At 38.0% G+C, this 22,986-nt stretch carries 19 protein-coding genes; 1 reads left to right on the top strand and 18 read right to left on the bottom strand.

All coding sequences use genetic code 11. The features are described 5' to 3' along the window. Nucleotides 1-14: 14 nt before the first annotated feature. The 14 genes from fliH to H4J39_RS11335 form a co-directional block, all read right to left on the bottom strand. Nucleotides 15-809 carry a flagellar assembly protein FliH gene (gene fliH / locus H4J39_RS11400; RefSeq protein ID WP_182228354.1) on the bottom strand — a complete coding sequence of 265 codons (795 nt, stop codon included), beginning with the start codon at nucleotides 807-809 and terminating at the stop codon, nucleotides 15-17. A gap of 142 nt (nucleotides 810-951) precedes the next feature. Next, nucleotides 952-2,001, bottom strand: coding sequence for a flagellar motor switch protein FliG (gene fliG, locus H4J39_RS11395; protein WP_182228352.1), 1,050 nt, complete (start codon nucleotides 1,999-2,001; stop codon nucleotides 952-954). Then, complete coding sequence (gene fliF, locus H4J39_RS11390; protein WP_182228350.1) at nucleotides 1,994-3,715, bottom strand: flagellar basal-body MS-ring/collar protein FliF; 1,722 nt, start codon at nucleotides 3,713-3,715, stop codon at nucleotides 1,994-1,996. The genes fliG and fliF overlap by 8 nt, the downstream gene beginning before the upstream one ends. A gap of 70 nt (nucleotides 3,716-3,785) precedes the next feature. After that, nucleotides 3,786-4,151: a flagellar hook-basal body complex protein FliE gene (gene fliE, locus H4J39_RS11385; RefSeq protein ID WP_182228348.1), complete on the bottom strand. Its 366-nt coding sequence runs from the start codon at nucleotides 4,149-4,151 to the stop codon at nucleotides 3,786-3,788. A gap of 200 nt (nucleotides 4,152-4,351) precedes the next feature. Next, nucleotides 4,352-5,692 (bottom strand): sigma-54 dependent transcriptional regulator, encoded by a 1,341-nt coding sequence (locus H4J39_RS11380; protein ID WP_182228346.1) that lies wholly within the window; start codon nucleotides 5,690-5,692, stop codon nucleotides 4,352-4,354. Beyond that, complete coding sequence (locus tag H4J39_RS11375; RefSeq protein WP_182228344.1) at nucleotides 5,679-6,866, bottom strand: PAS domain-containing sensor histidine kinase; 1,188 nt, start codon at nucleotides 6,864-6,866, stop codon at nucleotides 5,679-5,681. Before H4J39_RS11375 ends, H4J39_RS11380 begins: the two co-directional genes overlap by 14 nt. Before the next feature lie 206 nt (nucleotides 6,867-7,072). Beyond that, the gene (locus H4J39_RS11370; RefSeq protein ID WP_182228342.1) at nucleotides 7,073-8,545 is read right to left on the bottom strand and encodes a sigma-54 dependent transcriptional regulator; all 1,473 of its coding nucleotides are present in this window, start codon (nucleotides 8,543-8,545) and stop codon (nucleotides 7,073-7,075) included. A gap of 119 nt (nucleotides 8,546-8,664) precedes the next feature. After that, the gene (locus tag H4J39_RS11365) at nucleotides 8,665-8,919 is read right to left on the bottom strand and encodes a hypothetical protein (RefSeq protein ID WP_182228340.1); all 255 of its coding nucleotides are present in this window, start codon (nucleotides 8,917-8,919) and stop codon (nucleotides 8,665-8,667) included. Further along, complete coding sequence (locus H4J39_RS11360; RefSeq protein ID WP_182228338.1) at nucleotides 8,912-10,267, bottom strand: motility associated factor glycosyltransferase family protein; 1,356 nt, start codon at nucleotides 10,265-10,267, stop codon at nucleotides 8,912-8,914. Before H4J39_RS11360 ends, H4J39_RS11365 begins: the two co-directional genes overlap by 8 nt. A gap of 36 nt (nucleotides 10,268-10,303) precedes the next feature. Continuing rightward, nucleotides 10,304-10,978 carry a serine acetyltransferase gene (locus H4J39_RS11355; protein ID WP_182228336.1) on the bottom strand — a complete coding sequence of 225 codons (675 nt, stop codon included), beginning with the start codon at nucleotides 10,976-10,978 and terminating at the stop codon, nucleotides 10,304-10,306. A gap of 16 nt (nucleotides 10,979-10,994) precedes the next feature. Then, on the bottom strand, nucleotides 10,995-11,801 hold the full coding sequence (locus H4J39_RS11350) for an oxidoreductase (RefSeq protein WP_310649743.1): 807 nt from the start codon (nucleotides 11,799-11,801) through the stop codon (nucleotides 10,995-10,997). Between the two features lies 1 nt (nucleotide 11,802). After that, on the bottom strand, nucleotides 11,803-13,122 hold the full coding sequence (locus H4J39_RS11345; RefSeq protein WP_182228334.1) for a glutamate-1-semialdehyde 2,1-aminomutase: 1,320 nt from the start codon (nucleotides 13,120-13,122) through the stop codon (nucleotides 11,803-11,805). Further along, nucleotides 13,115-13,858, bottom strand: coding sequence for a cytidylyltransferase domain-containing protein (locus H4J39_RS11340; protein WP_182228332.1), 744 nt, complete (start codon nucleotides 13,856-13,858; stop codon nucleotides 13,115-13,117). Before H4J39_RS11340 ends, H4J39_RS11345 begins: the two co-directional genes overlap by 8 nt. Beyond that, a complete protein-coding gene (locus H4J39_RS11335) occupies nucleotides 13,858-14,910 on the bottom strand; it encodes a nucleotidyltransferase family protein (protein WP_182228330.1) in 1,053 nt (350 codons plus the stop codon). Before H4J39_RS11335 ends, H4J39_RS11340 begins: the two co-directional genes overlap by 1 nt. A 285-nt stretch (nucleotides 14,911-15,195) precedes the next feature. On the opposite strand from H4J39_RS11335, the gene H4J39_RS11330 reads away from it, so the two are divergent. Further along, complete coding sequence (locus H4J39_RS11330; RefSeq protein ID WP_182228328.1) at nucleotides 15,196-17,319, top strand: GSCFA domain-containing protein; 2,124 nt, start codon at nucleotides 15,196-15,198, stop codon at nucleotides 17,317-17,319. Between the two features lie 59 nt (nucleotides 17,320-17,378). Here the strand turns inward: H4J39_RS11330 and neuB are convergent, their stop codons facing one another. The 4 genes from neuB to H4J39_RS11310 form a co-directional block, all read right to left on the bottom strand. Continuing rightward, a complete protein-coding gene (gene neuB, locus H4J39_RS11325; RefSeq protein ID WP_182228326.1) occupies nucleotides 17,379-18,485 on the bottom strand; it encodes an N-acetylneuraminate synthase in 1,107 nt (368 codons plus the stop codon). Nucleotides 18,486-18,505: 20 nt separating this feature from the next. Then, nucleotides 18,506-19,711, bottom strand: a complete 1,206-nt coding sequence (gene neuC, locus H4J39_RS11320; RefSeq protein WP_182228324.1) for a UDP-N-acetylglucosamine 2-epimerase — start codon at nucleotides 19,709-19,711, stop codon at nucleotides 18,506-18,508. Between the two features lie 9 nt (nucleotides 19,712-19,720). Continuing rightward, on the bottom strand, nucleotides 19,721-20,704 hold the full coding sequence (locus H4J39_RS11315; protein WP_182228322.1) for an NAD-dependent 4,6-dehydratase LegB: 984 nt from the start codon (nucleotides 20,702-20,704) through the stop codon (nucleotides 19,721-19,723). A 62-nt stretch (nucleotides 20,705-20,766) separates the two neighbouring features. Next, nucleotides 20,767-22,935 carry a 6-hydroxymethylpterin diphosphokinase MptE-like protein gene (locus H4J39_RS11310; RefSeq protein ID WP_182228320.1) on the bottom strand — a complete coding sequence of 723 codons (2,169 nt, stop codon included), beginning with the start codon at nucleotides 22,933-22,935 and terminating at the stop codon, nucleotides 20,767-20,769. Nucleotides 22,936-22,986: the final 51 nt, after the last annotated feature.

The raw sequence follows: 22,986 nt of genomic DNA, 5'->3' as shown, positions 1-22,986 counted from the left end.
TTTTATACAAGAAGTTACTGATGTAGTGCATCTTGCAAAAATGAGTCCAATACTTCTTTCATCCGTGATTTAACACTTAAATCTACGTTGGAAGTACTGTTTTCAATTTGACAACTACCGGGAACAAGTTGCGGTGCAGCAAGTAAGCGCCAACCTTGCTCTTGAACATGATCCGCACCAAATTGCTTTTCAACACGTTTAATATCATCTGGGTGCAATAAAATTTGTGTTTGTGCTTCTTGGCTAGGTAAAGCTTTTATGCCAGCAGAAATTGCGCCTATTATGATATCAGGATTTGTTTTAGCTTCTTGTAGGGTAATAGCTTCGGTAAGTTGCACAACAAGATGAAGAAGTTGTTGTTCGACATTTTTTTCTACATCGAGTAACGGCTTATGAAGCTGTTCAGTGAGCGACTGCCATGCGGCGGACTGTTCTTCTATACTTTCTTTTCCCTCTGCCAAGCCTGTTTCAACCCCTTCTTTATGCCCAAGTTCCACACCCTCTTCGTGGCCTGACACCTTTCCTTCCTCATGACCTTTAGCAAAACCTTCTTCTTTACCTTGACTAAAACCTTCGTCAAATGCCGCTTGACGAATGTTTTCAATATCTTCTGCTGTTAGCGGCGCTATTTCCTCTTCAACTATATCTTCAGGGGGTTCGAAGCGCCAAGCAGCTTTCTTACCCATAGCATTAGTGGTTTCATCTTTAACTTTATTTTCAGATTCTACGCTAGGCAATGACCATACATCGGTTTCTTGTTCAAGATTGGGCTTAATAATGTCAGCGTTGGTTTTATTTAATATTTTCATAATATGTTATAACAGTCTTTATCAAACGAACTACATATAGGAGGTCCTAAAGTGGCTTCAGGCGCTAAATGTTTACATGAGTAACGTTATTGGATGACTCTATTTTTAGCACAAGTCATTTGAAAACTGGGGCATCATTGAGTTATAGGAACTCATCACCGCCGCCAGCCCCCCCTAGCATAATTTCTCCCGCGTCAGATAAACGTCGAGCCACAGACAAAATTTCTTTTTGCGCGGCTTCAACTTCACTGATACGAACAGGTCCCATGGCTTCAAGGTCATCGGCAAGCATTTCAGCAGCACGTTTCGACATGTTGGCCATAATTTTTTCTTTCAGAGCATCATCAGCTCCTTTAATGGCTTTCATCAGCGCATCTTGCTGCACTTCACGCAATATTGCTTGGATACCGCGGTCGTCAACATCAGCGAGATTTTCAAAGACAAACATTAGGTCTTGTATTTGCTGGCTCATTTCTTCATCGTGCTCTCGAATAGAGTCCATCAACATACCTTCAACATTGGTATCAAGAAAGTTCATGATGTCGGCAGCTGCTTTCAAACCACCCATTTTAGCGGCTTGTGCGCCCGCTTGACCGGCAAATTGTTTTTCCATAATTTCATTAAGTTCTTGCAGTGCTGCAGGCTGAACTTCTTCAAGGTTGGCAATACGCATCATTAAATCAAGACGTACTTTTTCCGCGAACTGGCTCATAATTTCAGCAGATTGATCAGGGTCTAAATAGGAAAGTACAATGGTTTGAATTTGAGGATGCTCGTTGCGAATAATGTTCGCTACTTGTTTTGAGTCCATCCACTTCAACGAATCTAAACCTTTTGCGCCACCACCCATAACAATTTGATCAATTAAATTGCCGGCTTTGTCTTCACCTAATGCAGCGGTTAACGCTTTACGAACGAACTCTTCACTTTGGAAGCCAATTGTACTAAAGTTTTGTATTTCATGAATAAAAAGTTTATGTACAGCGGTAATCTTCTCTTGCGTGAAGTCTTCCATCGCGGCCATAACCATACCCACTTGTTGAACCTGTTTAGGTTCTAAGTGTTTTAATATTTGCGCGGCATCTTCTTCAGATAAACTGAGTAATAATATCGCAGCTTTCTCTGCGCCATCAAGTTTGTCAACGTCAAACCCTTTAGGTGCAGGGCTTAGCTCTTGCATTTCATCACTCATCTTCGTTCAACCAACTTTTAACTACTTGAGAGGAAAGTTCAGGCTCGTTAGCAACAAGCGCTCGAACAGCTTTTAATATATCTTCATCGCGATGTAGGTCGGGTAATTGTAAACTCCCATCAGGAGCAAACCCTACTGCCGCGGCGTCAAAGTCTGATGTTAGCATATCCATGGTTTCATCACCCAAATCAATATGACTATCAAGCGATTTATCACCGTAGTCGTCAGGAGTTTGGTCTGGATTAATGAGACGTTTGAGCATAGGTTTAACAACAACGAATATCAGTACAATAATAACTAATGCGCCCATACCTAATTTGAAAAACTTCAAGATGGTGGTATTTTCATAAAAAGGTACTTTTGGCGCTGGCTCAAGAATTTCACGAGAAAAGGGTAAAGTAACAACCTCTAAAACATCACCACGTTGTAAGTTAAAGCCAATACTGCCTTGTAATAAGCGGCGAATGTTTGACATTTCTTCCACACTTCTTGGCGATTCTGTAGTCGCACCTTCTGCTCCTGGCACTGACAAATAATCAAGAGCAACAGAAACACTGATCCGGCGAACAACACCTGCTTGTTGTTTAGTATGGCTTATTGCTTCGTCTAATTCATAATTTTTAGTGGACTCGAGATGTTTACGACCTGGCATTGATTTTTGCTGCGCACCACCATTGGCGTTCTCTGGAATATTTGAGTCAAGTGGCGGTTGATTACTCAGCGCACCTGGGATTCCCCCTAATAAACCACCAATAGTGTTGTCTTCAATTTTCATCTCACTGCGCAGAGCAGGTAAATCGGAATTATAGCGACGCTGCATTTCTTCACTTGAGGTGAAATCCATAGTGACATTAACTTGGGCAGTGTAATTTCCTAAACCCACAACAGGGATTAATATACTGTCAATTTTGTTTAAGTACTCATTCTCTCTTTTTTTCTCCATTTCAAATTCTTTGCGTGAACGAGAAGAGACTGAAGTTTGTGAGCCTGAGTTAAGTAAGCGACCATTTTGATCTGTAACGGTTACTCGGTTAGGCTCCATGCCCTGAACCGCAGAAGCAATAATATCGACAACAGAATCAACTTCTTCTTCTGATAACAAACGCCCTTTGCGTAGCGTTAAAACAACGGTACCCGATGCACTTCGGGTGCGTTTGGCAAAAATATTTTCACGCGGTATCGCCAGTAATACTTTTGCTCTAGAAATAGCTTGTAATTCTTCAATGGTCCGGGCGAGTTGTTGTTCACGAGAAAACTTAAGACGTTCTGTTTCAAGGCGTTGACTAACACCAAAGCCCATATCTTGCATAATAATTTCATTACCTGCTGAGGGCTCATCTGATAAACCTTCTCGTGCTAATAAAATTTTAATGTCTTGATATTGATCACTGGGAACTGAGATAGTGTTATTTTCTTGACGGTATTCCACTTGGTTTGCGTCGAGAAAATCCATTGTTTTGATTAGTTGTTCAGTCGGCTGCTTAGCAAGAAATCGGTATTCCGCTTGATTTGCCCACATAATAACAAAGACAGCAATGGCTAAACATATCGCCAGCGCCATAATTAAGGTAATTTGGCGTAACAAATCAACATTACCCATTGCAGAGGCAAAGCCTGACTTTTGTTCATCAGCCATGCTTTCGGAACCGTCGCTTGCCATTAGCCCCGTGCCACCATCTGCAGCAATCATTGAATTATTATCAGTATCAGCCACTTACTCTCTCCACTACCACTTAATTTTTATTATGAAATACGGTCTATTTTTGTTTAATACCAAAGGCTCATTAAACAGGCATATTCATTATTTCTTTGTATGCTTCTACAAACTTATTACGTACTTGTACGGTAGCGTCAAAGGCAATACCCGCCTTTGCAGAAGCAACCATGGTGTCAGCGAGGGTAACGCTCCTGTCACCCATTTCAAAAGCAGTACGCTTAGCACCTGAATCTTTTTGAATATCATTAACATTATTTACAGCATCTTTAAGCATATCGCCAAAGCTACTTGTAGATTTATTGACGGCCGGAGATGCGTTATCTCCCATTGCGAGGTCATTACCCATTTTTTCAAATGAGACACCTTGCGTTGATGAGTTTCCAAGCGACATACTTTGCATTTGTGCGTATAAAGAATTGGTATTGATATTCATGGTCTACTCACCTGTGTCAATTTTTTGCTACTAACCCTGAAAATAACGGCTTAGTTAACGATATAACCAGATATTGCAAGCATGGTGCCAGTATTATAATTATGGAAGAAGTGGTTATTTAAAGGGACTGATAGCAGTAAACCCAACATTTTAATAAAAAAGTTGGGTTTATAAGTGAGGTTTTAATCGTTGTCGTTATCTTATGCGGGTATTTGAATACCTGAATCACGCATTCTGGCTATTTTATAACGCAGTGTTCTTGGGCTGATCCCTAATCGTTCAGCAACATCTTTTCGGCTACCTTGACAGGCGGTCAGCGTATCAAGAATAATTTGATGCTCTTGTAGTTTAAGTTCATTGCCTAGTTTGTCTTCATTATTATTTTCTAACGGTATCTCAGTAACAATTTCACTATCAAAATTTTCAATTAATAGATCACCCGCATCAATAAGGTGGTCACTGTGTAAAATAATAGCTCTTTGAATAACATTGTCTAATTCTCGGACATTACCCGGCCAATCATAACTGGCCAGTTTATTTCTAGCTGAAGCAGTCAGTTCCGGAATTGCAAGACCATTAGCGACCGATGCTTGGGTAATTAAGTGCTTAGCTAAAGGTACAATATCATCTCTACGTTTTTTCAATGGTAACCACGTTAATGGAAAAACATTCAAACGGTAATATAAATCTTCACGAAATATTCCGTCTTTTACCGCAGCATGTAAATCACGGTTACTGGTTGCTATAACCCGAACATCAAGCTTAATCGTTTTACGCCCCCCTAAACGTTCAACTTCTCGCTCTTGCAACACCCGTAAAATTTTTGCTTGTAAGCCAAGATCCATTTCAGTGATTTCATCTAATAAGATAGTACCACCCTGCGCTTGTTCAAACTTACCTGGGCATGCTTGAATAGCTCCCGTAAAGGCGCCTTTTTCATAACCAAATAAAGTCGCTTCAAGCATATTCTCAGGAATTGCGGCACAATTTATAGCAACAAAAGGCATGTCACTTCGGTTTGAATTATAATGTACATATTGCGCAAGTACTTCTTTACCTGAACCGCTTGGGCCAAGCACCATAACGGAAGCATCTGTAGTCGCCACTTTTTTAGCCAACACTAATAATTCAATGCTGCGTGCATCTGCCACTACGGGCTCATGACGTTTCGTCACGTTTAATGGCACATATTGATTAACCATATTTAACAAAACTTCAGGAGCAAAAGGTTTCGCCATATAATTACAAGCGCCATCACGCATTGCTTGTACTGCATCATGAATCGTGCCATATGCTGTCATAATAAGCACAGGTAAATTTGGCCACTTTCTCTTGATACTGTTAAGCAAAGTTAAACCTGACATCCCACCCATTTGTACGTCACTCACCACAAGATCAACACTTTGTTCTTTGAGAATAAGTAAAGCCACTTCACCTGAATCAGCTTCAATACACTGATAACCTGATAATTTTAAGGTATCAATGAGTGCTTCGCGTAGTCCCGCATCATCTTCAACCACTAATATTTTACTCTGATCCATTAGTGTTCTCCCCATTAACATGGTTTGTTTCTAAAATAGGTAAGTGAATACAAAAGTGTGCACCCTCTCCTGGCTTACTCACTAAACGCACATCACCTTGATGCGCCTTTGCTACTGATTTAACAACCGCTAAACCTAAACCTGTACCTTGTGCTCTTGATGTATAAAAAGGTTCAAAAATTTTACTGGCAAGTTCTTCATCAATACCTTGCCCATTGTCTTGTACGCTAATGTAGGCATATTCATTTTGGCAGAAAGTCGTAATCGTAATTTCTGCTCCTTGTTTGATCACTTGCAAACTATTATGAATCAAGTTTTCAATTGCCCCGCTCAAAGCGCGCTTATTACCCAAGATTTGGCAATCATCATCACAAAGTTTAATATTTACTTTCGCTTTAGCCTGCAAAATTAAAGCTTCAACACTGTTAACTGAATACGTAATCAATTGATTAACACAAAGCGGTTCAACAACTTTCTGCTTGCCACTTTTGGAAAAGAGCAACATGTCATTTACTTGTTGCTCTAAGTCGTGCAAACGCGCCATTAATTTTTCTTGAAAACTACCGCGATCATCTGGAGAAAGTTTTTTATTTTTTAAATTTGCGCCATATAACATTGCTGCAGAAAGTGGAGTGCGAATTTGATGAGCAAGTTTTGAAACCAAGTGACCTAATGAAGATAAACGTTGCATATGGCTAAGCTTGTCTTGTAATAAACGTGTTTCCGTGAGGTCGGTGATCATAATTAGCTGCCCTGGTTGGTCACCCAAGGCGGTAATTTCTAGCTTAACTCGGCGACCATCTTTTAATGACACTTCATGCCAATCGTCTGCGCGTGGTTTAAAAGAGCGTTTAATCACATCAAACCACGCTTGACCCAAAATAGGTTCGTCAAGTAACAGGCTAGCAATTTTATTGGTTTTAATCACAATGCCATCACCATCAAGCATTATCATCCCGGTAGGCATGACATCGATAATTTGTTCAAGTTGATTTGATTTTTGACGAAGTAAGGAAAGCTCACCACGGTATGCTTCACTTTCTAAAGTATCACTTGCAGAAAAAGGCTGCTGAGTAAAAGCAAACTTAGCTTGATGAAATAAACTATCTTCCACACAATTAATGGATGAAGATAAGGTTGAAGATGCTAATGAATGTGAAACTGCAACGGTCATATACTTTACTCAATTTAAAAATACCAACTGAATAAAGCATTAACTATGCCAAAGAGGCTTTGTATTAATTTACATGAGGTTACAGGTTGTTTTACGTACAAAAAACGTTGTCAAAGATTTGGCTTTAGCGTGTACTAACAAAAAAAACTCAACGAAGTAGTCGCTAAGTGTCATCCTACGTAAAGATAAAAGCGCAAAAAAAACGGTTAGCCGTTATGCTTTTGTAAACTATACTTTCGCATTTTTTCCACTAACGTGGTTCTGCGCATCCCTAGTAATTCAGCAGAGCGAGCAACAACCCAATCATTTTTATCAAGTGCTTGGTTTATCATCGAAACTTCTAAATCTGCTAAGTACTCTTTTAAATTTAAACCCTCATTGGGTAGCACATCAACGACTGATTCACCTTTAGGTTCATCATCAAAACCCGTGGTGTCTTCTTCGTCATCATCGTAATCAAAACCAGCAAACAGCTCATTTATCGCATCACGTTCTTGCAACTCATCTGGATATGCTGGTTGATACTCTTCAACATCAATATGACGATATTTTGCAGGTAGTTCACTGACATTCACAACTTGCTCACCAAACATAATAATCATACGCTCAATCAAGTTTGATAGTTCACGAACATTACCCGCCCAAGCATGTAGTTTTAACGATTCAATCGCTTGCTCAGTAAAACGAACACTTTGTCCTTGCTCGGCTTCAAAACGAGAAATAAGTTCTTTGATCAGCAAAGGAATATCTTCTTTTCTATCACGCAGTGCCGGTGTTTCAATAGGAAAAACATTCAGACGATAAAACAGATCTTCACGAAAGGTTCCTGCGGTGATCATATCTTCTAAGTGTTGGTGCGTCGCGGCAATGATACGGACGTTAGTTTTAATACTTTTTGCACCACCTACGCGTTCAAAAGTACGCTCTTGTAGCACACGCAGAAGCTTTACTTGCATGGGTTGTGGCATATCTCCGATTTCATCAAGAAATAAGGTACCACCTTCTGCCATTTCAAAACGGCCTTTGCGCGTAGAAATAGCCCCTGTAAATGCCCCTTTTTCATGGCCAAATAATTCACTTTCGAGTAATTCACCAGGAATAGCTCCACAATTAACCGGTACAAAAGGTCCTTTTGCACGATCAGACAAATTATGAATATTACGTGCAACAACTTCTTTACCCGTACCTGACTCTCCTAAAACCAACACACTGGCTTGAGTACTTGCCACTTGCTCAATTAAAAATCTAACTTGTAGCATAGGTTCGCTGGTACCCACCAAAGATCGGAATAACAGATTAGGACCATTGTGGTTTCTTTTTGAAGGTAATTGGTTGTGGTATTGGTGGCAGTGATGTACTTGCTCGGTAAGTTGAGCATAATTCAATGGCACAGCCAAACTGCCTAATACATTTACCGCTTCATTAAGTAAACTAGCATCAAGCACATCATGTAAAATAAAGGGGGTTGCTGGGTGCTTTTTAACAAATTCGACAAGTAACTCACTGACCTTACCGCATAAAATAACGGTAAGAATATGATCAGATTCGTTAAAATACTGATTAATATCTTCTTCAGGGCAAACATAAAAGTGTTCGCCTACAAACGATAATACGGTGGCTATTTGATCGCGCCTGGTAATGTCGTTATCCACGACAAGAACATGTTTTTGACCCTGCATAATCTTGATAAACCAATATTTTTATTAACTAATAAACAGATTTTAGCGTGATATACTAAATAAGCAACAAAAAATTGACGCTACAGGTCATTAATTTGACAACATATCTTTTTTATTGCTTATGACAATATTTTAGGTATTTCAAATTTCATTATGTCAGCCAAATAAATCATATCTCTTCGTTGCTGGGCATCAAGCATTACCTGTAGTAATTGCGATAACGTCTGTATTTTTTCAGCACTGAGCATCGGGGTTATTTTCAGTAATTCATCATATATTTTTGCAAGTGATTTATTTGCAGCTCCCTCTTGTCCACATAAGATCAATCGATAAGTTTCGCTAATCAAGGCGTTGATATGACGTATATTATTCATGGCCACCTGCTCCTGTTTGTGTTTTTTTACAAAAATCAGGCCACAAAGGTGCTCCTATTATATTTGCACCATCAAGGCTACCAGTAAAAAATTGTGTTTGATGCTGTTGCTCAATGTAGCTTTCTAAATCTCGTAAATAACCACGAAAATTTAAATACGTGGGCACTTTCTTTCCGCGACCATTAAAAATCCAGTGTGGTGTATCTTGTGGGGAAAGCAGCTCACGCTCTGAGAGAATTTCAGTGTGACTAACATGAGTTTGTTGGCGAATTAAAGAAAAGTCAGCACCCAACAACAGTATTTTTCGAGCTAAAAGTTTCACCGCAAGGTCAATCGTAGGGTGAATAACACTGCCCGCAGAAAATAACCGTGTGTGTGTAAAGTTTACTGATAACGTGTCAAATTCAGTGTTACTTGAAAGACTAACAAAGCGAGGTCCAGGCCAATTTTGCAAAAATTTATTATCGAGTAAAGGAAAGTAGACTAAGGGGACACCCGCTAATTCTTTCATATTAATATCAGCAAAAAGCTGATGCGCAACTTGATCAATTGAAACAATAATATCTGGGATTATTTTTTCTGCTAAAAGAGGTTTTACACTCGCATCAACAGCAATAATAATCATATTATCTTTATGTTTATTTTGCTTTAACCAATGGTAATGATCACTTAATGAAGGTCCTGCGGCGGTTACAACGACCAGGCTGTCTGGCTTAGACATTTTACTTTTTAGGCGTTCAAGGTTACTCAGCTCTACAATGTCAGCGTCTATCGTCAGTAGCTGGCTGTTTTTATTAATACTATTGACAACTTTTTCGGCGCTGACACTATTGGTTTTACTGATAAATTGCTGATCTAATTCTAAACAAAGGCGATCACGTAACGAGGCAAAGCGATCCTCTACCGTAACCAGCTCTGCCGGTAGTGCAATAAAAGGAAATTTTACTTTTGAGCAACTCGTCGAAATGTGTAATTGAACCCGTTCATCTTCCAACCATTGACATTGATCAACATGAGAAAGACAGAAAGCGAGTAGATAAAAATTCATAACAACAATATCTAAATTTTCTATTTTCTCTCGTGCAAGGAGTAACTGTTGTACCTGACCTAAACCCATGCCATAAAGGTAAGCTTTTTTACTCGCGAGGGGAATTTGCTGACACTGAATTTCAGCTTCAGCATAAGCGTCATAACTACTGCTAATTTGAATACCTTCAAAAACGACAGTATTACATTGCCCCGTTAGCCATTGTGCATCAATTAATGAAAGGTCGATAGCCTCTAATTCTTTAACAATGTTTGGCCAACGCTTGTTAATAATGATCATATTTTTTTCAAAATAATTCATATTATTATTTTTATTTCCTTTTAATTACTGAGACATTTAGCTTAAAAATATATCTTTTTGGACATTGATTTTTGAAGGTATAAATTCACATGAGGGGTGCACGCCAACAACTGCGTGTGCTGATTCAACCTGAGTATTTAAGATAAAGGCATTCGCGCCGACCAAAACATTTTTGCCCAGATGACAATCACCAAGAATGGAAGCTTTTGAATATAGAACACAGCCCTCAGAAAATGTTGGGTATTGTCCTGAAAGCGTAGAGCCCACCGTAACATTTTGATAGACCACAAGGTAGTTTTCATATTTAGCATGACCTAATACAGTACCAACAGGATGAACCAGCATGAAGATCTCTGGTAATTCAATACTATAAAAACAGTCAAAACTATTAAGCGCTTTATTTAAATAAAATAATTTTTCAGCAAGAACAATAGCGTTTTCACGCCACGCTTGGTTACTTAAGATATAAAGAAAACTTGCGTAATGATCACTATTTAAGTGATTAAAGACTGTATAATTTTGGTTGTCACTGGTTTTTTCTTGATAATACTTACGATTGATATGCTTAAAACAGTTATTCAGTCGTTCAAGAGCCTTAGGCATAACCAAGGCTATTTCTGCTTTATGTTCAAACTTATCGGGGAAGAAATTATTCAATTGCGTTAACAAGTAATCCGTTAACGCTTGTTCATTCAAAGAAAGCTTTATCATCTACTTAGCCTTAATATCAAAGTGTGAAACCATCATCTACGATGATATTTTGGCCATTAACAAACGTAGAAGCGTCACTCAATAAATAGATTAAAGAACCACAGATATCTTCAGGAGACAACATACCTTTATTGAGGCTGTTCTCTTTATATTTATCAAGGAATGATTGCGGTTGTGCGTCTAAAATGCCTCCGGGGCTTAACGCATTGACTCTAATATGCTTCCCCTTTAGTTCTTTTGCCATATATTTAGTTAAATGGATTAATCCTGATTTAATCGCTGCGTATTCAACCGGCATGGTCATATTCGTCTCTTGGTAAAGTTCGAACTTTGGTGCTATTACGCCATAAATAGAGGCAATATTAATGATATTACCGTAACCTTGTTGACTAAAATAGCGGGAAAATTGCTGTGACGTGAGAAAGTATCCCCCTAAATTAATATTCAAGTTATCACAGAAATCTTCATATTTAACGTCTAAAAATTTAGCGCCATAATTTTTATTACGCGGGTAAGCATTATTAACAACAGCATCTATACGATTAAATTTTTGCGCGAGCTGGTTTATTAATACCTGTAATGATTCGAGGTTACAAATATCAAGATGATAAAATTCTGCGCGAGCTGATGAATTATTTTTTTTCGCTAAAACATTAAGTTCAAGCGCTAACTGTTCACCTTTTTCTGGGTCAATATCTGCGATAATAACATGGCCATTTTGTGTAATAACACTTTGACAAAAGTGTTGACCTAAATAGCCACACCCTCCTGTAATTACAATCACTTTATCTGATAACAAATGGTATTCTCCTGCTGTAGTCACACTAATTAATTCGGCGAAAAACAGGTTTAATAGCTTCACCGATAAGAAAATTTTCAACACCTTGTTCAAGTGCTTTTTTATATATACTAAATGCTGACGTCAATGCTGTTTTAGTTATTTCAAGTTCAACTTCACCATGACGATAAGAAAGTGCAATCCATGGCATTAAAACGCCTTTTTTGATCATTTCCTGTGAAAATAAGGTTCTCATTGCCAAACAAGGATGACCCTTTTTATCTAAGGTTGTATAACTTGGCGAGCAAGCAATACCCGAACAAAAAATATATTCACTGATACCAAATGAATGCGCTAATTGGTTAAATAAGTCGATGAGCTTTTGTCCATATGTCCAAAGGTGATCGATAACAGGTTGTTCATGCATAAATTTAATTGTTGCGACAAAAGCCCCAAGACAAGACATTTCAGCGCCATGTGTCGTTGATAAGAGAAATAATCGTTCACTTCCTTGTTTCTCGATTGAGCCCAGTGACATTATCTCTCTTTTACCGCCAACAGCCGCCACAGAAAAGCCATTAGCCATCGCTTTACCAAATGTACATAAATCAGCTTGTATATTGTAATAATGTTGAGCGCCCTTTAGATGCCAGCGAAAACCCGTAATCATCTCATCAAGAATAAAGACAATACCGTGTTTATGACATAACCTTTTTACGTCATGTAAGTAATTATCCCCTGCGTGAGTTTGTGAGGCACATGGATGAGTAATAGTACTTGGCTCTAACACCACACAGGCAAATTTTTCTGGATAGTTATCAATAAGTTCAGCAAGGGAAGCTAAGTTATTATATGTAAAAGTTTTAGTCTGTTCTATCGTCGTTTTAGGGATACCAAGCGTGATCGGAGTAGAGGCAATAAACCAGTCGTCATATGAAAAAAATGGATGATCAACACAGCGTGCGATCATTTCTCGCCCAGTGTATGCACGAGCCAATTTAATCGCTGCAGAGACCGCTGTAGAACCATTTTTAGTAAATTTAACCATATCAACAGAATCAATTAAGTCAATTAATAGCTCTGCCGCTTCAAGTTCAACTAATGAAGCGCGTGTTAAGTTGTTACCGTTATTAATTTGCTCAATAGCTGCCATATTAATGGCTTGCTCAGCATAACCTAAATGCACGGCTCTTAAAGCCATACCATAATCTAGAAAACGGTTATTATCTTGGTCAAAAGTGTAAGCACCTAAGCCATTTTTTAAGATTTGTGGAGCGTTTGCTGGAAACTGGTCAAAACCGCGAGAGTAGGTATGAGCGCCACCGGGTATCGCTTTAAGTAATCTTTTTGTATATGCATCATTCATTGTGAGTACTCGGATAAGAGGCTTTGATGAGATTTAAATTATTCATTATGGCCTCAACACAAATAAAATCAGTTAAATCATCAATTTCAAAAGCTTGCCATTTGGGAACAAGGTAACCTATAGTTTGCTGATGATAAAAGCTTTTTTCTTTTTTTAACGTAACAATATCAGAACCATAAAGAGAGCCTTCATAACGATAACACGCAGGTAAATCTTGCCGGCGTAGCACTTCAAAATTTTCTTGATAAGGTTCAAGGAAGCCTTGCCTATTTATTTTAACGCTAAAAGCTGGATGACCTTCTTCATTCGCGCATAAACCAACAATTGCTTTGGCGTTATCTTCGTTATCAATTAAACGCTCTATCGCTAAATCTATATCATTTGTTTGGGTAAGCGGTGAAGTGGGTTCAAGTAAAAAAAGATAATCAAACGTTTCACCTTCAAGCGCCAGTGCTTCAAGAGCATGTGCAATAACATCAAACGATGAAGTACTATCCTGTGCCAGGTGACTTGGTCGAATAAAAGGAACTTCCGCTTGATATTGCAAAGCAACCTCTGCAATTTTTTGACTATCGGTTGAAACAACAACTTTATCAATATATTTAGATAACTGTGCTGATTGAATAGGCCAAGCAATTAAAGGTTTTCCACACAATAACTTGGTATTTTTACCTACGAGGCCTTTACTGCCACTTCGAGCTGGTATCAGCGCAATAATTCGCTTACCCTTTATCATTAGAAGTCTCTTTCATAATCATGCTGTGCGCGCTCAAAGTCATTCATTTTACCGATATCTAACCAATATTCATGTAATGGAAAAATAGCAACTTTTTCGCCTTTTTCCATTTGCAGTTCCAATAAAGTTGGCATATCAACACGGGTATTGGTTGCTAATTGACGGATTAATTTGGGTTCTACAACATAAATACCCGCATTAATAAAATACTTTTGTAAGGGTTTTTCAACCATCCCAGTAACACGTTCACCATCACTTTCTATGACACCGTAAGGTACTTGAAACTCATACTCTGTGCCACACATTGTACAAATAGCATCTTGTTGATGGTGGTAATTAAGTAAGTTTTCAAAATCGACTTTTGTTAAAATATCACCATTCATCATAATAATGGGTGAGTTGGGTAAGTCGTTAGGCAGAAGACTTAATGCGCCTCCTGTACCTAAAGGTGATTCTTCATGGATATAATTTATGATGACATCCCACTTTGAACCGTCCCCAAAATATTCACGGATCATATCGGGTAGAAAATGCGTTGATATATAAAAATTATAGAAACCTGCCGCAATAAAACTCTCTAAAATAGTTTCGAGTATCGGCTTACCTCCCACTTTTAATAAGGGTTTAGGGCAAGCATCGGTTAAGGGTCTGAGTCGAGTACCAAAGCCACCAGCCATTAAAAAGACAGGGGTTTCATAGCGGCGAACATTAATAACGTGATGGAGTGTTTCAAGGTTGGTGAGAACACCTTGCTTATCAATGATGGGAATAGATAAAATATGTTCTCGTTTCATTAACGATAACAATTGTGCACTTGAGCTTTCGATACCGGCTGTTTTGGGATGCGCATTCATTATTTCGGTAACGGGTGTCGTCAAAGCCTTATGAGCAAGCAAAGCACGACGCACGTCACCATCGGTAATAATACCCACTAATTTAAATAATTCGTCAACCACTAGCGCGACACGAAGACCTTCCGCATTGATTGCTTCTATAGCATCGACCATTGTCGATGTTTTCAAGAGTGTGACATTTTTCCACTTAGAGCTCATCAGCGAACCTTTACATCAATGAATTTATTGCTAAATATTTGCCTGAGTAACAATACAGTGTGTTAATAACCAAGGCTTGAATTAATAATGTACTTTTAAATCATAGCATAATATATGCCATTATTTTTCCACTTATTTGACGTTAGACAAGGGCCAAAATAAAGCATATCCGCAACGTTTACTCCAATCAAAAAAATAAAGCCTTTAATAGGTTATTGGCTTAATACTTGCTTTTTTAACTATAGTGATAACAAACAAACTTCTATACGTTTAAAAGGCTAATACATGTCAACATTTGATAGTGCTAAAATAACACCAACGGTTATTGAAGGTATCGATTACTTACTAAAACCCAATGCCGATAAAGACCTAAGTCAATATATGGAAGTTAAACACAATTACCGCGAGTTAGCGCGACAGGCGAATAAAAGCTTTACTCGCCAAAAGCAATGTTTATCAACATCTTTACAAGACGACCATATACATGTGTTACGTAAACATTTCCCTGAAGAACTTTGCCAAAGTATTATTGAAGAGTATGAAAATAACCCTGATGATATAAAGTCATCGAATGTTATTGCTGTGCTGCTACCGCAAGTTTTTAATCAATTACTCGATGAACAAGTTATCTCTTATTTCAACAGTGAGTATTGCATTTTTTGGTGGTCTATTTATAAAATTAACGACACGGTAACGTCAACAGATTATTCGTGTAAATGGCACTGTGATGCAGGACCTAAAAATCACTTAAAAGTACTGATATATCTTAATGGCATTGAAGAACACGGCAGTGACACCAGCTATTTGTCCCCTGAATCAACTCAACAACTCAAAGATGTTGGCTACATTTTCAATGATATAAAAAATCGCGAGACTGATTTATCAGCATTATGCCAACATTTTGACATTGACTTCACCCCTAAATACGCAAAACCCAATGCGGGTGACACTATTATATTTAACCCAAATCAAATAGCACATCGTGCTTTACCAACAAAAGGTGCTAAACCACGTTATGTTATGGATTTTTGTTTATTACAAAATGAAGTACCTTGGCGAGAAACAGTTGAGAATGATTATGTCCCCGTTTATGGTGGCAGACAATTTGAAGGTTTTGCTAATAAGCTGTTGAAATTTAATAAAAGAGCCAATACTGACTCGGTCTCTTATATAGAAATCCCTCAAAAGAATGAAATAAAATATCATCAGCATGTGCAATATTTACTTAATAGTATTTTTTCAGACCAACAAATTTCTACTGCGCTTTTCGATCGTATAAAACAACAAGATACAAAATTACTTGTTTGCACTGATGTCACGGCATTAATCTATTTTTGTAAAAACATACTGCAATCACAACTTAACCCCGATCCGAGCGTTATCATAAACAAAACCATCATTCAGGCAATGATGGATTTAGCTGATTATCAACTCACGTTTAAAGATAGCTACCAACGTTATAGCCCACAGAACAAACCAAATCCTAATGGTATCTTTTGGCCAAACCCTGATCATGCAAAGCACCCGCAGTCTCAGTTTGAACAACTTCCCTATGTGAAAAAGACCCCCATAATGACCCTGAGAACACCCATTGGTTCAGCAGGAAGTTGCTTTGCGTTTGAGATATCAAAATATTTTCAAGAAAATAATTATAACTATGTCGTTACCGAGCGGAATGATTCAATTAATTCTGGTTTAGTGATTGATGGATATCAACCAGGAGATAGCATTGCAAAATTCTGTGCAAATTATGGCATTTTATTTAATAGTCCAAGCTTTAGTCAATTAGCTGAAAAAGCTTTCGGACTCCGTTCTTTTGAAAAATTACTGATCGAATCAGAACAAGGGGTTTACCTTGACCCTTACCGGGAAAATGTTTTCTTTAGATCGCAACAAGCCTACTTAGAAGACTACGACAGGCATATTGCAGCGGTAAAATCATCCTTTCTTAACTGCGAAGTCTTTGTCGTGACCATGGGCTTAAATGAATGTTGGGAATTACATGATGGAACAGTTATGTCGCGTAATCCACGAGAAAACATGTTTCAACTTGTTAAGCATAAAATATTAACCGTAGAAGAAAACGTTTTTCATATTCAACGTTTTTTCGATATTATCAAAGCTCACAACCCTGATTTCAAGCTAATTATTAGCGTTTCTCCCGTACCCTTTCTCGCTACTGGGCGCGCAGATGAACACCATATAATAACAGCCAATGTGCATTCAAAAGCAGTGTTATTGGTTGCAGCAGAAAAGTTAGTTGCAAATAATGCTGATATGTATTATTTGCCAAGTTACGAGTTAGTCACTCAATGTGAGAAAGAGGCATGGCACCCAGACAGACGCCATGTAAAAAGCGAAGTTGTCGCTCGTGTTGTCTCGATGTTTGAAGAAATTTTTGTTAAGTAACATAATGCTTAAGTGACAAATACTTCCATATTAATACCATGTAATAGCATAGAACAAACTTAAAGAGAGGGTTCGTTTAACAGGTCGCCGTGCTGATAGTTTTTACTGGCCGGTTGACCTAATAACGTCCAATAAGCATAGGGAGACATGCCATTTCCTGGACGCATAATGACAACATTTTTGTCATCAAATATATCACCTTTACTAATAGAACCACTAGCAACGAGACTCTTTCGCGCAATAGCTGCATTTTTCAGTTCAATAGCACTGGGTTTTTTGACACCATCACCTAACGCCTGTTCAACGATGCGGATCCCGTGGGTCATTGCCGTTAACTCCTGTGGATCAAGAGAGGCTTTATGATCAGGCCCGAGCATCGCTTTATCTAAGGTGAAATGCTTTTCAATTAATACCGCGCCTTTCGCAACAGCCGCTATAGGTATTTCTATACCTGCGCTATGGTCCGAATAGCCAACACTAACACCAAATTCTTTTGACAAACTGTTCATTGCATTTAGATTTATCTCACAAGGATTTGCTGGATATTCAGTCGTACAATGCAATAAAGTCACATGGTCTATCAATAACGCTTTACCATGTGAGCTATCGAACGCTTTGGCAAATGATTCATTGTTGGGTTCATCAAACAATAATTCGCCGTTAAATTGCAACAAACCAAAAGCGATAACACTTAATGCCTGTTTAACTTCTGCCATGGTTGCCATACCTGTTGACACAATCAACTGGGCTCCAGAAAGTGCATGAGCCAAAACAAAAGGTGCATTGGTTAACTCTCCAGAAGGTATTTTTAAGGTTTTCAAACCAAGATCTTCTATTAAAAAATGTAAACTTTCAAAATCAAAGGCTGTTGACAAATAAGTAATATTTTTATTTTGACAGTATTTTTGTATACGTTGATGTGCAGAAAAACTCAACTCCAATCTACTTAACATTGCATATTGGCTTTCTTTCTTACCGATATTTTTTGTTTGGTATAATGCTTGTTCAGCGGACTCAGTAACTAATTGACTTGCTTTAAAGGTTTGAAACTTAATAATATCAACACCCGCATTAACCGCTGCATCCACTAATAAAAGTGCTAACTTTTCGTCACCATTATGATTAACGCCCGCTTCAGCAATAATAGTGGTACTTTGTTTATTCATCGTATTTTACTCAAAGGTTATTATTTGTCAGTGGTGTTAATGGATTTCATGGCTACTGGTAAATCATAAAAATGTTTGATGGTGGAAAAATTAAATCTTTTTATTTTATCGAGGATCATGTCGCTAGTACTTAATGCCGTTTTTCCTGGGGTTGAATTTACCGAGGCATAAGGATTTAATCCATAGAGGTCAACCTTTCCAGCAAAAACATCCTTAATAGCATTTGTAATATCAGTTTGCTTTACGCCGCAGTGAATCACTGAATGAGCAGACATCCGACCTTGTTGGCGTTGTCCAATATTAATTGTTGGCACACCTAACGAAGGCACTTCAATAATACCACTCGATGAATTACCAATAACCGCAGTTGCATATTTTACCGCAGACAAGAAACGATCTAAGCCCAGCGTGGGGATCAGTAACACTCGGCTTTTATGCTTGTTAGCATATTCATTAAGAAATGAAATTATTTTTCGACCGCCGTCATCAGCATTTGGATAAGTAATGATAACTTGATGGTCAACAAACGACTCCAGTGCGGCTAAAATATTTTGACACGTTTCAACAGGGTCTTCATTTGCGAGTGTTACGCTATGATACGTTACTACGAAATAATGGGTTTTTAAGTCAAAACCAAGCGATGCTTGTAATGCTTTTTTTGATAAAAAAGACTTTTTCAAGGTAATATTTTCTAAGCCTAAAGCGCCAACATTAAAAACACTTTCTGGCGCTTCGCCCATTTGAATAACACGCTGGCGGTAAGCCTCATTCGCGGTGAAGTGCAGGTTAGATAGTTTTGTTATCGCATGGCGAATGGCGTCATCTTTAGCACCTTCAGTGATTTCACCACCATGCAAGTGCGCTATAGGTATATTCATCAGCATAGCGGTTTGCACAACAGCTAGTGCCTCAAACCTGTCGCCAAGGACCACGAGAACATCGGGTGAAAGTCGCTTTAACGCATCAGCAAAACCAATAACACCTAGACCAACGCTTTTAGCGCAACCTGATGCTGTATCTGACGAGAGCAACATTTCAACTTCCTCATCAATATGATACCCATCATTAATAATTAATGATTTTGAAAGACCAAACTCTGGCGATAAATGCATAGCAGAGACCAAAATTTGCAGCGTTAGCTGTTCATCGTGTTTAATTTTAGATAATAAGGGTCCAAGAATGCCATACTCTGCACGGGTTCCAGTAAATACAGCTATTTTTTTCATCGATGAGTCTTATACATTATAAATGGAATGTTTATATTTACTTAGATTTTCAGCTTGAGTAAACCATTGAATCGTTTTTTGTAAGCCCTCTTTAATCGCTATTTCTGGCACAAACCCCGTTAGATTTAAAATTTTACTGTTGTCACACCACAATCGAAAAACTTCTGATTTTTCAGGTCGTAAACGCTGTGACTCGGTAATAAATTCAACATCACTGTGCATTAATTCTTTAATAATCCCTAACGTATCAGCCATACTTATTTCAAAATTTGAACCTATATTAATTGTTTCTCCAATCGTGTTGTCGCTTTCGAGTATTGAAATAAAACCATTACAAGTATCTGACACATAGTTAAAATCGCGCGTTGGCGATAAGTCGCCCAACTTTATTTGTTGCTCACCATTAGCTATTTGACTAATAATTGTTGGAATAATTGCACGTGCAGACTGTCGAGGTCCATATGTATTAAAGGGGCGAGCTATGCTTATGGGTAAATCAAACGCATTAAAATAGCTCATTGCCATAGCGTCAGCACCAATTTTAGAAGCACTATAAGGTGATTGTGCCTGTAAAGGATGTTTTTCATCTATAGGCACATATTGAGCAGTTCCGTAAACTTCACTCGTTGAGGTATGAATAATACGGCTAACACCATTATCTTTTGCTGCTTGGCAAATATTTAATGTGCCGGTTATGTTGGTCGATACATAACTTTCTGGCGCAACATAAGAGTATGGGATAGCGATTAGTGCAGCTAAATGAAAAATAATGTCGACATTCTTAGTAATATGTCGGCAATAATGTGGATCTCTAATATCACCATTGAGCACTTCAATATCATTCAAACAATTAATATCTTCAAGCCAGCCCCAATAATTAAAGGAGTTATACAATGATAAGGCTTTCACTTTATAACCACGTTTAACAAGCATTTCAACTAGATGAGAGCCAATAAATCCGTCGGCACCGGTGACTAAAACCGTTTTTTTCACTGTCTGATCCTTTGATAAAAAGCTCTGCTCGTTAAGCTCAGAGCAGAGTAAACCTTAGTTTATTACTTTCTAAGCGCTTCTAAATGGGAAGTTTCCCGATACATCGGGGTTTTATAATGCGCTAAATAAATAGCTGGTGCTTCTTGAAGAAATTCACGGTAATGTACCAAACCAGCTTTAAAATCAGCTAATGCGACACTTTCATCAGCTGCCTCATACAACAAACGCACTAACATCGCCTGCATATGCAAAACACTGCCATTTATTAATAAAGACAAATGCCTTCTGCCCGACACTTCAACTTCGCGTACAATATGGGACTGACTGCGTAATCGTTGTACGCCATCTTCCATCGTATCTATGGGTAGATCTAAATCATCAATTAACCATTGGCACATGTCTGAAAAACCTTGGGTATCAACGCTAGCATCTAATAATTGATAAAGTTGGCCATCATCGTGATAAGCCGATAATTCATAGGCACGATCAACTAGTTTAGTTTTATCAATATTTTCCAATAAAGCTAATTTATCAATAAGTTGCTTTTGTGATAACGCTAAAGCTCCTTTAATAAAAACACCATCACTGATATTGTTACATTGGATATGCGTATTTTCAGCAATAAAACTTTCAAGTGCGATTTTAGACATATTAAAAATAGGATCTGAAATAAACTCTCCTGAAAAATTACCTTTATTAATAAACTCATTTTCCATTTCAGGGTAAAGATCGATATCTTTCCCTTCTTCATCATAATAAAAACTATGCTTACTGTGGTGCTTACCTGCTTGCTTACGACCTAAGTCCACACCAATAAAATAAAATTGTCTAAAGCCCATCTTTGTTGCTAAAACAAGAGCCGTATTAGCAACAGTAGGTGTTATATTTGTCGCTTGTTCAAATAACGCTTTGCCTATTTCACTTTGCAATAATAAGCTTGTTGACGGTTCACTCGCTTTTGGCGCCATGATTGCTCGAGCAAATTTTTCATAAACGGCAGGGTGAACGGTTGATGGCGCTAGCAGTGTTTGTTTTTTAATATAATCAGCTGGTGCATAGTAGTCGACTTTTTCAGCAACGGCGAAAATTCGCTCTTGTTCGCAATGAAGATCAATATCGACACCACATTTATACAACGCACTTAATGCCGAAGCACAACTGATAATAACCGCCTTGTCACTGTGCGCTTTAATGAAATCAATATTTTCATCTAACGATGGGCCATTACCGACAATAAATACCGGAACGGTGGCAATATCAACATCAAATGGAACTTTTTTCTTAACAATGGGTACACCCATTTTCAAACTGGCTAAAAAATGAGACATAGCCATAATGCCATCATCAAAAAATCCCCAGCCTTGGATCATTTCAAAAAAACGGGCTTTGTATTGTGTCACTAAATTGCTTATTTCTGGTGTATTGTAGTGAACATATAAGTGAGCTTTAGCGACTTCATAGCGACCATTGATATAGGTTTCTTTTAATAACCGTTCAAAAAAATCGTCTTCTTGAGGCCCTAATGAGAAGTGTAAGTTACCGCCTTTTTGATCCAAGGTCATCAGTATACTGTACCAATTGGCACTAAACAGAGAGGCATAAAAAACGTCTAAATCGGGCTCTATAATATAAACAGAACCTACACTGTGCTGTTGCAGTAATAATTCAATTTGGTATCCAAGACCCACACCAAAGAGGGTTAACGCATTTAAATGCTGAGGTAAAACTTTACTTTTTTCAACTTCACTATCAACTCTATTTTGTAGTATTGAAATGATAGGGTTTAATTTCTTAGAATGTAAAAACTCTCCTAACTTTTCGTCATGAAGAAAGAACTTTGATGTCGATGCTAATGGTGAGGCTTGATAAGCTTCGACTTGCGCTAAGGCCATCAAATACCCTGGGAAATCGTACATCATTTTACCCGTTTCATCATCATGAATATTGGCAAAGTTTTCATGAATGCAGAGATGTTTTTTATCGGGATTGTAATTTTCGAAGAATTGGTGGATATCTGGAAAGTGTTGTTCGAAGGCTTTCATATTTAAAGAAAACCGTGTCATTAATGTGTGCTCTTCATCAACAAGCAGTGACATTTTATCAGCTAAAAGTTGTAATTTTTCTTCGGTGTTTTTTTTCGCCACTAACGAATTTTTTAACCGTGTTTCTTGATTTTCATAATCGTGAATTTTATTTAAAATATCTTCACTAATTTCAATGCTCTTAGACAAAATAGCCTCCAATAAATAGAGATTTTGCCAACTGACTCCTGGTCACGAAGT

It is taken from the genome of Colwellia sp. Bg11-12 (assembly GCF_014076955.1).
In the GTDB taxonomy this organism is placed as follows: Bacteria; Pseudomonadota; Gammaproteobacteria; order Enterobacterales; family Alteromonadaceae; genus Colwellia_A.
Note: the sequence above shows the minus strand (reverse complement) of the source record. Positions and strands in the feature narration are given on the sequence as shown.

Bases quoted from the DNA above. Each gene is read 5' to 3' on its own strand.
- fliH (WP_182228354.1), bottom strand. From the start codon at position 809: ATGAAAATATTAAATAAAACCAACGCTGACATTATTAAGCCCAATCTT.
- fliG (WP_182228352.1), bottom strand. From the start codon at position 2,001: ATGAGTGATGAAATGCAAGAGCTAAGCCCTGCACCTAAAGGGTTTGAC.
- fliE (WP_182228348.1), bottom strand. From the start codon at position 4,151: ATGAATATCAATACCAATTCTTTATACGCACAAATGCAAAGTATGTCG.
- H4J39_RS11380 (WP_182228346.1), bottom strand. From the start codon at position 5,692: ATGGATCAGAGTAAAATATTAGTGGTTGAAGATGATGCGGGACTACGC.
- H4J39_RS11375 (WP_182228344.1), bottom strand. From the start codon at position 6,866: ATGACCGTTGCAGTTTCACATTCATTAGCATCTTCAACCTTATCTTCA.
- H4J39_RS11370 (WP_182228342.1), bottom strand. From the start codon at position 8,545: ATGCAGGGTCAAAAACATGTTCTTGTCGTGGATAACGACATTACCAGG.
- H4J39_RS11365 (WP_182228340.1), bottom strand. From the start codon at position 8,919: ATGAATAATATACGTCATATCAACGCCTTGATTAGCGAAACTTATCGA.
- H4J39_RS11360 (WP_182228338.1), bottom strand. From the start codon at position 10,267: ATGAATTATTTTGAAAAAAATATGATCATTATTAACAAGCGTTGGCCA.
- H4J39_RS11355 (WP_182228336.1), bottom strand. From the start codon at position 10,978: ATGATAAAGCTTTCTTTGAATGAACAAGCGTTAACGGATTACTTGTTA.
- H4J39_RS11345 (WP_182228334.1), bottom strand. From the start codon at position 13,122: ATGAATGATGCATATACAAAAAGATTACTTAAAGCGATACCCGGTGGC.
- H4J39_RS11340 (WP_182228332.1), bottom strand. From the start codon at position 13,858: ATGATAAAGGGTAAGCGAATTATTGCGCTGATACCAGCTCGAAGTGGC.
- H4J39_RS11335 (WP_182228330.1), bottom strand. From the start codon at position 14,910: ATGAGCTCTAAGTGGAAAAATGTCACACTCTTGAAAACATCGACAATG.
- H4J39_RS11330 (WP_182228328.1), top strand. From the start codon at position 15,196: ATGTCAACATTTGATAGTGCTAAAATAACACCAACGGTTATTGAAGGT.
- neuB (WP_182228326.1), bottom strand. From the start codon at position 18,485: ATGAATAAACAAAGTACCACTATTATTGCTGAAGCGGGCGTTAATCAT.
- neuC (WP_182228324.1), bottom strand. From the start codon at position 19,711: ATGAAAAAAATAGCTGTATTTACTGGAACCCGTGCAGAGTATGGCATT.